The sequence below is a fragment of the Paenibacillus sp. FSL H8-0457 genome (assembly GCF_038051935.1).
Taxonomy (GTDB): domain Bacteria; phylum Bacillota; class Bacilli; order Paenibacillales; family Paenibacillaceae; genus Paenibacillus_AQ; species Paenibacillus_AQ lautus_A.
Genome location: NZ_CP150293.1, coordinates 6,841,453 through 6,854,756, shown reverse-complemented (window position 1 = coordinate 6,854,756; position 13,304 = coordinate 6,841,453). Strand labels below are relative to the sequence as shown.

Here is a 13,304-nt window from a genome sequence, read left to right as displayed (position 1 = left end):
AGATGAAGCCGTGACGAATAAGGGTCTTTTGCGGGTAACGGCTTATTTGAAATAATCGGGATGCTTCTCTTTCAGCACGGCCAGATTGGAGATAATCAGGCTCAGATGCTGCTGCATTTCACGTTCGGCATGATCGGCGTCATGACGCGAAATCGCGTCCGCGATCTCCCGATGCTGCTCGTACAGGTTGGTCCAATTCGGATCGGCAGACAGCCATAACATCCGGCTCCGGTTCAGATGAGCGTTCATCTGCTGCAGCACGTTCCATGTGCCGACCTTGCGGCAGCCTTCAAACAGAATACGGTGGAAGGCCTCATCCAGCTCAAACATGTGCTTGCCGTCATGCTTCTCGATGCTCTCGCGCTGCTCGGACAGATTTCGCTCCAGCTCGGCGAATTTCTCTTCGGGGAAGCTTTCGCAGGCAAGCCGGACGACGGCCTTCTCCAGCTGCTCGCGCATGAAGCGCGCTTCCTCGACCAGCTCCGAATCGATGAGCGAGACGCGCGTGCCGCGCTGGGGAAGCACGACCACAAGGTCCTCCTGGGCCAGGCGGACGAAGCTTTCCCGCACCGGCGTCCGGCTGACTTCGAAGGAAAGGGAAACCTCCTTCTCGGACAGAGCCGTTCCCGGGGGCAGCTCGAGACTGACAATCTGCTGCTTCAGCCGGGAGTACACGATATGTCCGGCCGATCCTGGCTGTAATCGCAAAGATTCTACCACTGCATCACCTCCTAATGTATTCCATACTACCATACTTGTATGGTAGTATGGAACTGAAAATCGAAATAAGAATCGGAGGGGAACCACATGAGCCGTTTGGACACGGAGAATCTGCTGCTGAACAGCAACAGCGCGAAGAAACTTTATTATGATTATGCGGAAGGGATGCCGATATTCGATTACCACAACCATCTGAACCCGAAGGATATTGCCATCAACCGGCAGTTTGATAACCTGACGGAGCTATGGCTGGAGGGGGACCATTACAAATGGAGGGCAATGCGCTGGCTTGGCGTCGACGAAGAGCTGATTACAGGCAGCGCCAGTCCTGAAGCGAAGTTTATGGCCTGGGCGGCATGCGTTCCGCGATTGGTCGGCAATCCGCTCTATCACTGGACCCATCTGGAGTTGACCCGCTATTTCGGGATTCAAGAGCGGTTGACTGCGGAGAATGCCAAGGAGATCTGGGACGCTTGCAATGAGCAGCTGAAGGCTCCTGCCTTGCGGGCAGGCGGAATTTTGGAAAAATTCAAGGTCAACGTGGCCTGCACGACGGATGATCCCGTCGATTCGCTGGAGTTTCACCGGGCCATTCGGGATCAGGGGGAATTGTCCACCGTCGTGGCCCCTGCATTTCGGCCGGACCGGGTACTGGATATCGCGAACTCGGACTTCCCCTCCTATGCACGGACGCTGGGAACAACGGCCGGTATAGCCGTGGACACCTATCAGGGATTGCTGGATGCCCTGCAGGATCGGACCCAATATTTCCATGACCATGGCTGCCGCCTGTCGGATCACGGCTTTGGCGCTTTTCCTTATGAACAGGCCGACGTTAAAGAAGTTGCGGACATTTACGGCAAAGCCATCGGCGGAGGCAGCTTAACCCCGCTCGAGGAACGGAAATACCGCACCCATACCCTGCTCAAGCTGGGGGAAATGTATCATGCCAAGGGCTGGACCATGCAGTTGCACATTGGGGCGATTCGGAACAATAATGCGCGCATGTTCGCGAAGATCGGCAAGGACAGCGGGTATGACTCGATTCTCGATTTCCATCTGGCGGAAAGCCTGAACGGATTCCTGAGCAGGCTCGACAGGAACGATCAGCTGCCGAAAACCATTGTGTACAGCCTGTATTCCTCGCATTACGAAATGATCGCTACCACGATCGGGAATTTCCAGTCGGCCGGCGTCGAGGGCAAGCTTCAGCTCGGTTCCGCTTGGTGGTTCCACGATCAGAAGGAAGGGATGCTGAAGCAGCTCACCGCGCTGTCTTCCATGGGGCTGATCAGCACCTTTGTCGGCATGCTGACCGATTCCAGGAGCTTTATGTCGTTCCCGCGGCATGAATATTTCCGGAGAGTGCTGTGCCGCCTGTTCGGCGATTGGATCAAGGAAGGGGAACTGCCCGCGGATTATGAATATATCGGTGCTATCATCCAGGATATTTGCTACCACAATGCCGAGCGTTATTTTCAAATTCATTGACAATTGCGTGCAGAGCATGAACAATAGATTTACTATATGAAAGCGTTTGCTGATGAACCGATAGAAGATCTGTTACAGGCAGATGTGCGCGAAAAGGCGAGGGGGACATACCGTGCAAGGGAACCGGGCGATATTGGTGGATGACGAGGTGTTTACGCGCAAAGGGCTTCTGAAGCTGATTGATTGGGAAGCCTGCGGCTTTCACATTGTGGATGAGGCGGATAACGGGGAAGATGCGCTGGAACTGATTGAACGGCTTCGGCCGGATGTGGTCATCACCGATATCCGCATGCCGGTGCTGGATGGACTCGAGCTGATCCAACGCGTCGTCACGGACGATATCGTGAAGCCGTATTTCATTATTGTAAGCGGATACGATGACTTCAACTATGCCCAGCAGGCTGTCCGTTACGGGGTGCATGATTTCATTCTGAAACCGATTGACGAGACGGAATTCAGTCAGGCGCTGGTCCGGCTCAGCGAAAGGCTGGAGTCGGACCGCGAGGCACGCTCGCGGGAAGAGAAGCTATTGTCGGGCGCCTTGATGGAATCGCTCATTATAGGGGAGGCGGATGAGAGTCTGCTGCAGGAATGGGAGCGGCGTCTTGAACTCCGGCCGGAAGACCGTCTGTTCTATGTTTTTGTCGAACGGAACGACTATCCGCCGGCTTCGGCTAACGACAATGACGGAGGCGACTTCAAGGACAGGGTGGAATCGGCGCTTCTTGCGATCTCGAATGGAGAACAGCCCTTCTATCTGCATGAGCACCGCAACCGGATCGGCATCATCGTTCCGGGAAGCATCCTGCAATCGTTCCAGGGGTGTCAGCGGGGATTTGCTAGGCGCCTTCAGCAATCGCTCGCCGATTCGAAGCACGAAAGAATCTTCGTCTATTTTGGCCGGCCGGTTTCACGTCTGTCCCTCGTCCAGGATGCCTACGAAACGGCCAAGCAATCGCTCCTATACAAGTACATCTACGATGAGAGCGGCATCGTGATCCATGAAGAAGCCGCGGTGCATGATCTGCAATACATCGGGCTGGAGGAGCGTCTTTACCAGCAGCTGCTGGAGCAGATCGAGGAGCTGCATTTCGAGAAGCTGGAGGAGACGATTCGTTCGCTGTTCGAATCCTTCCAGGAGAAGCTGTATGCTCCCGAAGCGGTGAAGACGGCGATCAACCAATGCGTGCTGGGCGTGGTCCGTGTGCTCAGCAGCATGGACGGGGATCAGAGCCGGCTGTCCAGTCTCGAGCCGATGACCGAGTGGCATGACCGCAACTTGTCGCTTCAGGGGCTGAAGCGGCTGTTCACGGATTTTGCGATTGAGAGCGCGAACTATATCGGACAGCTGCGCAAGGAACAGCACAAAGGCGGAATCCAGAAGATCCGGGCTTATATCGAGGCCCATTATCATGAGAATATCAGTCTGAAGGGCATCGCCGGGAAGTTTTACATGAACCCGGTTTATCTGGGTCAGCTGTTCAAAAAAGCGTACGGCATGTATTTTAATGATTTTTTGCTCCAGCTGCGCGTGAACGAAGCCAAGCGCTTGCTGCGCCAGACGGATCTGCGCATCTATGAGGTGGCGGAGCGGGTCGGCTTCGGCAATCCGGACTATTTCGTGACGCAATTCGAGAAGATTGAGCGGATGACGCCAAGCGAGTACCGGAACCGCTTGATGAAGGAGGCCGCGTCCGAAGGGACGAATGCATGAAGCCGAGCCTGAATAATGTCCGTCTGCGGGACAAGATGCTGCTGCTTTATTTCCTGGCCGTCTTTTTGCCGATCCTGATTACCAACCTCATCTTCTACAATGTGACGTCCGGCAGCGTAAGGGAGCAGCGGATCCAGGATATTACCGTAGCGCTTGAACAGATGAAGAACGAGTTCCGCCGTGAAGTCGAGGACGCCCTGGAGATCTCGTCGGTCTTCTACACGGACGTTCAATTGAACGAGATCGTGGAAACGGTGTACGATCATCCAGCCGATTATATCGAGGCGTATGATACTTATCTCCGCCGCATATTGAATTCGGGCAGCGCCGTATACAATTCGGTCAGCGAAATTACGGTGTATGTCGACAATCCGACCCTGCTGTATTCCGGCGGCATCAATTATATCGATGGCCAGGTGAAGGAAGAGGCTTGGTACAAGGCGGTCGCGGGCAAGCACGTAACCCAGCCGATCGTGATGCGTACGGGCAAGAACGGCCAATTGGACAGCTTCAGCATCATCCGGAGCATGAATTATTTCAGCTCCCAGGATGACCACACCAAGTATCTCAAGATCGATATGCGGATGCCCTCGATCCGGCAGATCATGAGCAACCTGAATGTGCAGGGCAAAGTGTATCTGCTGAGCGGGGAAGGAAATATCGAATATACTACGGACCCGAAGGTCGATGTCACGCAGGGCGCTGTACCGTACAGCAGCATCGCGCATGGCGACAGGTTTTTGGAGTTTCATACCGATACGTTCACGACCAACAATCTGAACACCTGGACGATCATGGCGGTGACGCCGGAGGATGTGGTGCTGCGCGACGTGCATCAGTCCTTGCGGTTCGTCATTGTGCTGACCTGCCTGAATTTTCTGCTTCCGAGCCTGGTGATTGTTTGGATCAGCCGTTCCCTGAACGTACGACTTGTACGGATTCTCAAACATATGAAGAAGGTCAAGAACCAGAATTACGACACCATCCAAGAGGCTGAGGCACGTGACGAGATCGGTCAGCTGACGGGTGAATTCAACCGGATGACCTTGCAGCTCAAAAGCCTGATCAATGACGTGTACGTGGCGGATATCCAGAAGAAGAATTTGGAGCTGCAGCGGCGGCACGCGCAATTGAATGCGCTGCAGAGCCAGATTAATCCGCACTTCCTCTTTAATGCCCTGGAGACGATCCGCATGCGCAGCCTGATGAAGGATGAGGATGAGACGGCAAGGATCATTCATAATATGGCGAAGATCTTCCGCAATTCGCTCGTTTGGAAAAAAGACATGGTGACGCTCAAGGAGGAAGTGGAGTTTATCCATTGTTTCCTTGAAATCCAGAAATACCGGTTTGGCGACAAAATCGATTATTCGGTTCATGCTCCAGCCGAAGAGGGTCACCTGCAAATACCGAAAATGGCCATCGTCACGTTTGTGGAGAATGCCTGCATTCACGGCATCGAGCCGCTCAAGCACGGGGGGCGAATTGAAGTTCGGGTTGTGCGCGAGGGCCAATCCCTGATCTGTACCATTCAGGATAACGGGGCAGGCATGCCCGCGGAGAAGGTGGAACGCATCTACCGTTATCTCGAGACCGAGGACGAGATGGGAGAGCGGATCGGCATTCAGAATGTGATTTACCGGTTAAAGCTGTACTATGGCAGCCGGTTCCGGTTTGAAATGGACAGCTCGCCTGGACAGGGCACACGGGTCAAACTGTCCATTCCCATTGAAACATAAGGACGGCAAATCCTGCTGTGGCATTCCGAATCGGAGTGACCCTAGCAGGATTTGTTCGTTAGTCGGCGGAAGTGCAGGGGAGAAGGCTGGCTGCGGAGCTGCCATTTTTCACGGCTAAGGATACGGTTCTATAGTTTTCAAAGTATCACCTAAAGATTGACGGGTGAAAATCGTCCCAGAGCTCTCTTATAATGAAAGTGCTTACAAATTAACGAGACCGAAAGGGGTAGGTCAAGAGCATGAACAAGAAATTTTGGCTGAGCTGTCTGACCGTGGTTATGATGGTATCGCTTCTGGCAGCATGCGGCGGCAGTAAAGAGGCAGCGGATAATACACCGGCAGCCGGCGGCGAAGGCGAGAAGAAAGAAGAGAAGGTCACCTTCACCTATTTCAACGCGGCAGCCGGTAAAGACAAAAATACGAACGAAACCACCATCGGTAAAATTTTCGAAGACCAAACCGGCGTGAATTTTAAAATGGAGCATTTGGTAGGAGACGAGAACACCAAGGTGGGAACCTTCATTGCCAGTAACGACTATCCCGATGTGATTGTGCCGGGGAGCTCAATCGATAAGCTGGTCGGGGCGGGCGCCTTCATTCCGCTCAATGACCTGATCGATAAGTACGGCCCTAACATCAAGCGGGTGTACGAGCCTTATTACAACCTGATGAAAGCCGAGGACGGCAACATCTACTTCCTGCCGCTGAGCGCGGTTGTTGGAGAGTACACGTCGGCTCCGAATATCGAGCAAGGAGCATTCTGGATTCAACGCCGCGTCCTGAAGGAAGCGGGTTATCCGAAAATCAAGACCTTCGACGAATACCTGGCCCTGATTCGCGACTATGTGAAGAAACATCCGGAGGAAGGCTTGACCGGATATCTGGCGCTGACGACGCAGGATAAATTTTTTGCCTTGACCAATGCCCCGATGCACTTGGCCGGCTATCCGAACGATGGCGGCATCATCATCGACATGGAGACTCACGTAGCGAATGATTACGCGGACGACGACATTACGAAGCGGTACCTGCAGGAGCTGAACAAGCTGAATGCGGAAGGCCTGTTCGATAAATCCTCTTTCGTGGACAACTATGATCAATACCTTGCCAAACTGACTTCCGGTAAGGTGCTTGGCTTCTTCGATTATCGATGGCAGGTAGGCCAAGCGATGAACAATCTGCGCGAAACAGCCAGTAAATCGGGTAACGACGATCTCGAATACATGGCGCTGCCGATCGTATACGATGAGAATACCAAGGATCAGTATCTGGATCCGCCATCCTTTGTGAACAACCGCGGCGTCGGGATCTCCGTCAGCGCGAAGGATCCGGAGCGCATTGTGAAGTATTTCAACAACCTGCTGACGGACGAGAACCAGATTCTGTCGAACTGGGGCATCAAGGACGAGACGTATTCCGTCGATGAGAACGGCCGCTTCTACCGTACGGAAGAGCAGATTGCACAGACCAATACGGAAGCCTTCCGCGAATCGTTCGGTTTCAAGTACTTTGAATACAACTGGCCTCGTTACGGCAACGGATCTACGCTTCCTGACGGTAATTCCGTGGGTGCGGGACGCCAGCCTGAGGTTGCCAAAATGTCCTACTCCGAACCGGACAAGACATTGCTTGAAGCATACGACATCGATTCCTTCTCGCAATTGTTTGCGGCACCGGACGACCGTCCTTGGTACCCGGCTTGGAGCATTCCGATCGATCAGGGCTCGCCGGCCCAAATCTTCACGCAGAAGAAAAGCGATTTGCAGCGTAAATACTTCCCGAAACTGGTTCTTGCCAGCCCTGCCGAGTTTGACGGCATCTGGAACGAATACGTGGGCGAGTTCGGCAAGCTGGACGTGAAGGGATACGAGGATCTGATCACCGAGGAAGTAGCCAAGAAAATCGCAAATGCCCAAGGACAATAATAGATGAAGGAGAGGCGAACAGGGGCGGACCGCCGAAATGGCCCAGATCCGTCCCTCCTCTACCAGGGCTGGATAGGAAGGAGAAGAAACCGTGGATAAGGCGAACCCGATTGGACCTGCAGAGACCACGGCGCTACGTGAAACGCCGGCGGTATCGAAAGGTTTCTTCAATAAACAACGAAAAAACGATACTGGTTTGAATCATGGACGGCCTTCAGGCGAAAAAAGCTTCTTCCGGAAGCTGCTGCAGCAGAAGGCGCTGGTCTTCATGTCGATTCCTTTTTTGATATGGTTGTTTGTCTTTAAGTACATGCCGCTGTGGGGCTGGACCATCGCGTTTCAGGATTTTAAACCGGCGAAGAAGATATTCGATCAGGAATGGGTAGGCCTGCAGCATTTTACCTTCTTGTTTCAGGACGAACACTTCCTCCGGGTCATGCGCAACACGCTCGCCATGAGCTTCATCAACCTTGTCTTAGGGTTCGTGACGGCGATTGTGTTAGCGATTCTGCTTAATGAACTGCGTAATTTGATGTTCAAACGGGTCGTGCAGACGATCAGTTATTTGCCCCATTTCATCTCTTGGGTTGTGGCTGCGAGCATTATTTCGACGGCCTTGTCCGCAGACGGCGGGATTATCAATGAACTCCTCATGTGGTTCGGGATCATTAAGGAACCGATCCTATGGCTTGGGGAAGGGGGATATTTCTGGGGAATACTCGGTGTTTCGGAAGTATGGAAGAATGTCGGCTGGAACACCATTATATATTTGGCGGCCATGACGATGATCGATCCCTCGCAGTACGAGGCGGCGGAAATCGATGGCGCCGGGCGCTTTCAACGGATCTGGAACATCACCTTGCCGGGTCTGAAGCCGGTATTCATCATCCTGCTGATCATGAATATCGGCAACCTGCTCGAATCCGGTTTTGAACCGCAATACTTGCTTGGCAACGGCATGAACGTGGATTATTCCGAGAACCTGGATATTTTCGTGCTGAAATACGGTATTCAGATGGGCAACTTCTCGCTCTCGATTGCAGCCGGCATGTTCAAGACGGTCGTCAGCTTCATACTCTTGTTCACGGCTAACCATATCGCGAAGAGACTGGGCGAAGACCGATTGTTCTAAGCGAAAGCTTGCGAGGACCGTTCTCTATCAGAAAACGTACAGGAGGATTCAAATGGCGAAGATTTCAGATGCACCGCGAGCCCATGCCCGGTTTAAGTCTCCCGCGGACCGGTTATTCGATACCTTTAATATAGTCTTCATGATCTGTCTCATGATTGTCACGCTGTACCCGTTCATCAATACGCTCGCGGTTTCCTTCAACAATGCGACGGATTCGGTGAAAGGCGGCATTTATTTATGGCCGCGGGATTTCACGTGGGAGAATTATAAATATGTATTTAACGAAGCCACGATATTCCACGCTACCTTCATCTCGGTTCTGCGTACGCTGATCGGTACGATCACTTCCGTATTCTGCTGTGCCATGGTGGCCTACACGATCAGCCGTCCGGAATACGTGCTGCGCAAATTCGTGTCGATCGCCTTCATTTTGACCATGTATTTCAGCGGCGGTTTGATTCCGAATTTCCTGCTGATTCGCGAATTGGGCATGCTGGGCACCTTCTCGGTGTACATCATTCCGGGCCTGATCGGCGTATTCAACGTCATCGTCATCCGCTCGTTCATCGAGGGATTGCCTGAGGGGATCCTGGAATCGGCCCGGATCGACGGCGCCGGCGAATTCACGACCTTCCTGAAAATCGTGCTTCCGCTGTGCGTGCCCGTGCTTGCCACGGTATCGCTGTTTACGGCAGTATCCCAGTGGAACTCCTGGTTCGACGTGTTCTTGTACAACTCCTCGTACGGCGAGCTTAGCACCCTGCAATACGAGCTGATGAAGATACTTCAGAATTCCAACTCCTCGCTGAATTCGGGCAACGATTATGCAAGCCAGTTTGCAAGCTCGGAAAGCGGCGCGAATCAGGTTACGCCGACCTCCATTCGGGCGACGATGACCATTGTGGCCAGCGTGCCGATCATTCTGGTGTACCCGTTCCTGCAAAAATACTTCGTGCAAGGGATGACCCTTGGCGGGGTGAAAGGTTAAGCTGCGGGAGTTGCTAAAGATGTACGCCGTACGACTGCTCCCTGTCGCACGGTGCGTGGTCCGCGGCATGTCTGGATGTCCGTCGACCAACGGATGCCGCCGCATCACGATCATCAACGATCAATTTTGCTATTATCTTTAATTCTAAGGAGGGATTGGATATGTCCAACACGCAGCGAAGTGAACCCAGGCTTAAGGAGATGTTCGCGGATGACTTTCTCATCGGAGCGGCCGCGAACCCGAGGACGATCGAAACGCAGGAGGAATTGCTAGCGTACCATTTCAACAGCATTACGGCGGAAAATGAAATGAAGTTTGTCAGCGTGCACCCGGCGGAGGATACGTACACGTTCGAGGACGCGGACCGGCTTGCCGCTTTCGCCCGGAAGCATGGCATGAAGATGCGCGGCCATACGCTGGTATGGCATAACCAAACGACCGACTGGCTGTTCGAGGACAAGAACGGGGGCCTGGTGGATAAAGACACGCTGTACGAACGGCTAAAGTCGCATACCGACACGGTCGTGAAGCGGTACAAGGACGATATTTACGCCTGGGACGTCGTGAATGAGGTAATCGCCGATGAAGGCGCCGAACTTCTTCGTCCGTCCAAATGGCTGGACATTGCGGGCCCCGACTTTATCTCCAAGGCATTCGAGTATGCGCATGAAGCCGATCCGTCGGCCCTCTTGTTCTATAACGATTACAATGAGTCCCACCCGAATAAACGGGACAAAATCTACACGCTGATCAAGTCTTTGCTGGATCAAGGAACTCCTGTTCACGGCGTTGGCTTGCAGGCCCACTGGAATCTGTACGATCCGGATCTTGACGATATCCGGGCGGCGATCGAGAAGTACGCGTCGCTCGGCCTGCAGCTTCAACTCACGGAGCTCGATGTGTCGATGTTCCGGTTCGACGACAAGCGGAAGGATCTGACCGAGGCGCCGGAGGAGCTGCTGGAGGCTCAAGCGAAGCGGTATGAAGCGATGTTCGGCATATTGAAGGAATACCGGGATTATATTACGTCCGTGACCTTCTGGGGTGCTGCCGACGATTACACCTGGCTGGACAATTTCCCGGTACGGGGGCGGAAGAATTGGCCTTTCCTGTTCGATGAGCGGCATCAGCCGAAACCGGCGTTTCATCGCTTGGTGGAGCGTATGGTCAAAGTGTAAGGATTTTAGGGGTTGAACCCATCATTTTAGATAACGACAGCGATAATATAGGCGGCAGAAGACGCCATCAGCTTGTCATCTAGCCGGTCCTTGTGACCGGCGTCTGCATGTTAGTCCTTAAGGAAGCAGGAGTCGAAAACAGTGAGATGCTGGGGAGAAACGTTAACCTTGGCCCAAGAAGGGGGAAATTACGTTGAACAGTACTTTATATCAAGCGTGGCTGCAGTATGCGCCCATTAAGGACGAGGAGCTTGCTGCCGCTTACAGCCGACTGTTAGGCACCGTGGTTGCGGATCTGCAGCAGTCGCGGGTGGCAAACGCTGCGATCCAGGAACTGAGGAATGCATGTCGATCCATGCTCGGCATCGTACCGTCCATCACATCCGAGGCCAAGGCTTCATCCTATTTCGAGGTGCGTATTCATGCGGCAGACGCCGAAGAGGGCACGGAAGAGATTGGGGAAGATTTGATGGGAGCGGGGAAAGCCCGGCTGGGCGCAGAGGGTTTTCGGCTGGAGCATACAGGCCATGGGCAGCAGGAGAAGCTGATCCTGACCGGCGGATCCGGGAAAGGCGTGTTATACGGGGTGTTTCATTTATTGAGATTGCTGGCATCCCACCAGCCGTTGACCGGTCTGAACATAACCGAGCAGCCTGTGAACGGAGTGCGGATGATAAATCAATGGGATAATGCCGACGGCTCGGTTGAACGGGGGTACTCGGGCAACTCGATTTTTTACGAAAACGGACGGTTCACCGAAAATCTGGATCGCGTAAGAGACTACGCCCGTCTGTTAGCTTCCGTGGGCCTGAATGCCATCTCCATTAATAACGTCAATGTGCATGAAATCGAGACGAAGTTCATTACCGCGGAATATTTGCCGACGATTGCAAAGATTGCGGATATCTTCCGGGAATATGGCATCACGCTGTACCTGAGCATAAACTTCGCCGCTCCGCTGCATATCGGCGGCGTACCCACGTCGGACCCGCTGAACGAAGAGGTTCGGCAGTGGTGGAAGGATACGGCGGATGAGATCTACGATCATATACCGGACTTCGGCGGCTTTGTGGTCAAGGCGGATTCGGAGCACCGTCCGGGCCCGTTCGCCTATGGCAGAGACCACGCCGATGGCGCCAATATGCTGGCCGAAGCGCTGGAACCGCATGGCGGGCTTGTCATCTGGCGCTGCTTCGTCTACAACTGCATGCAGGATTGGCGGGACCGCAGCACGGACCGCGCGCGGGCGGCCTATGATCATTTTACCCCGCTGGACGGACGGTTTAAGGACAATGTGCTGCTGCAGATCAAGAACGGACCGATGGACTTCCAAGTACGGGAGCCGGTATCCCCGCTGTTCGGCAGCATGAAAGAGACCAATCAGGTGCTGGAGTTCCAGATCGCCCAGGAATATACCGGACAGCAGCGCCACGTATGCTATTTGGTGCCGCAGTGGAAAGAGGTGCTGAATTTCGATACCTACGCGAACGGAACGGGGTCCGAGGTTAAGAAGATCGTGGACGGTTCGCTGCACGGCATGAAATACAGCGGGATCGCCGCCGTTTCCAACATCGGGAATGATGAGAATTGGACGGGTCACACCTTGGCACAGGCGAATCTGTATGGATTCGGCCGGCTGGTCTGGAATCCGGATATGTCCGCCGAAGGGATCGCGAAGGAATGGACGAGGCTGACCTTCGGCAATGATGAGACGGTGGTCGCTGTGGTGTGCGGCATGCTGATGCAATCGTGGCCGATCTATGAAAGCTACACGTCGCCGCTCGGGGTGGGCTGGATGATTACGCCGCATACGCATTACGGACCGGATGTGGACGGTTATGAATATTCAAGGTGGGGCACCTACCATTTCGCGGATCGGGACGGTATTGGGGTGGACCGCACGGTGGCGACGGGCACGGGGTACACCGCACAGTATTTCGAGCCGAATGCGGCCCGATATGATTCGCTGGAGGATTGCCCTGACGAGCTGCTGCTGTTCTTTCATCATGTGCCGTACTCGCATGTGCTGAAATCCGGCAAAACGGTGATTCAGCATATCTATGACACGCACTTCGAAGGTGCGGAAGCTGCGGCCGGGCTCCTGAAAGCCTGGACATCGCTCGAAGGCAAGGTCGATCTGGAGCGTTTAACCCAAGTCACCGAACGGTTAGCTGACCAGGCCGAGCATGCCAAGCACTGGCGGGACGTGATCAATACGTATTTTTACCGCAAATCCGGCGTGCCGGATGCGCAGGGGCGGACGATTTATTAATGGAGCTCAGGTTTTTCCGTATGCGGAAATATAGGGGGGTGCCCCATCAGGCTGCTGGCCTGATGAGGCACCCTTTTTCATGGGCCGAAAATTATCGCGGGTACAAGCATATACTGTAGATGACATGCCCCCACGGCAAAATGTT

10 protein-coding genes are annotated in these 13,304 nt (G+C 53.8%); 9 read left to right on the top strand and 1 reads right to left on the bottom strand.

All coding sequences use genetic code 11. The features are described from left to right. Nucleotides 1-42 precede the first annotated feature (42 nt). Complete coding sequence (locus tag MHI43_RS30920; protein WP_009592701.1) at nt 43-720, bottom strand: GntR family transcriptional regulator; 678 nt, start codon at nt 718-720, stop codon at nt 43-45. An 87-nt stretch (nt 721-807) separates the two neighbouring features. Here MHI43_RS30920 and uxaC point away from each other — a divergent pair, with 87 nt between their 5' ends. From uxaC to MHI43_RS30875, 9 genes are all read left to right on the top strand, one after another. After that, nucleotides 808-2,211 (top strand): glucuronate isomerase, encoded by a 1,404-nt coding sequence (gene uxaC / locus MHI43_RS30915; protein ID WP_036659378.1) that lies wholly within the window; start codon nt 808-810, stop codon nt 2,209-2,211. Nucleotides 2,212-2,323: 112 nt separating this feature from the next. Then, the gene (locus tag MHI43_RS30910; RefSeq protein ID WP_036659376.1) at nt 2,324-3,925 is read left to right on the top strand and encodes a response regulator transcription factor; all 1,602 of its coding nucleotides are present in this window, start codon (nt 2,324-2,326) and stop codon (nt 3,923-3,925) included. Continuing rightward, nucleotides 3,922-5,664: a sensor histidine kinase gene (locus MHI43_RS30905; protein ID WP_036659374.1), complete on the top strand. Its 1,743-nt coding sequence runs from the start codon at nt 3,922-3,924 to the stop codon at nt 5,662-5,664. The genes MHI43_RS30910 and MHI43_RS30905 overlap by 4 nt, the downstream gene beginning before the upstream one ends. Before the next feature lie 239 nt (nt 5,665-5,903). Further along, nucleotides 5,904-7,589 carry an ABC transporter substrate-binding protein gene (locus tag MHI43_RS30900; RefSeq protein WP_015737913.1) on the top strand — a complete coding sequence of 562 codons (1,686 nt, stop codon included), beginning with the start codon at nt 5,904-5,906 and terminating at the stop codon, nt 7,587-7,589. 268 nt (nt 7,590-7,857) lie between these two features. Next, nucleotides 7,858-8,721 carry an ABC transporter permease subunit gene (locus tag MHI43_RS30895; RefSeq protein ID WP_235201604.1) on the top strand — a complete coding sequence of 288 codons (864 nt, stop codon included), beginning with the start codon at nt 7,858-7,860 and terminating at the stop codon, nt 8,719-8,721. Between the two features lie 52 nt (nt 8,722-8,773). Further along, nucleotides 8,774-9,709 carry a carbohydrate ABC transporter permease gene (locus MHI43_RS30890; RefSeq protein WP_036659372.1) on the top strand — a complete coding sequence of 312 codons (936 nt, stop codon included), beginning with the start codon at nt 8,774-8,776 and terminating at the stop codon, nt 9,707-9,709. A gap of 19 nt (nt 9,710-9,728) precedes the next feature. After that, nucleotides 9,729-9,851 (top strand): hypothetical protein, encoded by a 123-nt coding sequence (locus MHI43_RS30885; protein ID WP_268745054.1) that lies wholly within the window; start codon nt 9,729-9,731, stop codon nt 9,849-9,851. A gap of 19 nt (nt 9,852-9,870) precedes the next feature. Continuing rightward, entirely contained in the window at nt 9,871-10,887 is a 1,017-nt protein-coding gene (locus MHI43_RS30880; RefSeq protein WP_036659371.1) for an endo-1,4-beta-xylanase, read from the top strand. 193 nt (nt 10,888-11,080) lie between these two features. Then, on the top strand, nt 11,081-13,159 hold the full coding sequence (locus MHI43_RS30875) for an alpha-glucuronidase family glycosyl hydrolase (RefSeq protein ID WP_036659370.1): 2,079 nt from the start codon (nt 11,081-11,083) through the stop codon (nt 13,157-13,159). Nucleotides 13,160-13,304 lie beyond the last annotated feature (145 nt).

Bases quoted from the DNA above. Each gene is read 5' to 3' on its own strand.
- uxaC (WP_036659378.1), top strand. From the start codon at position 808: ATGAGCCGTTTGGACACGGAGAATCTGCTGCTGAACAGCAACAGCGCG.
- MHI43_RS30905 (WP_036659374.1), top strand. From the start codon at position 3,922: ATGAAGCCGAGCCTGAATAATGTCCGTCTGCGGGACAAGATGCTGCTG.
- MHI43_RS30900 (WP_015737913.1), top strand. From the start codon at position 5,904: ATGAACAAGAAATTTTGGCTGAGCTGTCTGACCGTGGTTATGATGGTA.
- MHI43_RS30895 (WP_235201604.1), top strand. From the start codon at position 7,858: ATGTCGATTCCTTTTTTGATATGGTTGTTTGTCTTTAAGTACATGCCG.
- MHI43_RS30890 (WP_036659372.1), top strand. From the start codon at position 8,774: ATGGCGAAGATTTCAGATGCACCGCGAGCCCATGCCCGGTTTAAGTCT.
- MHI43_RS30885 (WP_268745054.1), top strand. From the start codon at position 9,729: ATGTACGCCGTACGACTGCTCCCTGTCGCACGGTGCGTGGTCCGCGGC.
- MHI43_RS30880 (WP_036659371.1), top strand. From the start codon at position 9,871: ATGTCCAACACGCAGCGAAGTGAACCCAGGCTTAAGGAGATGTTCGCG.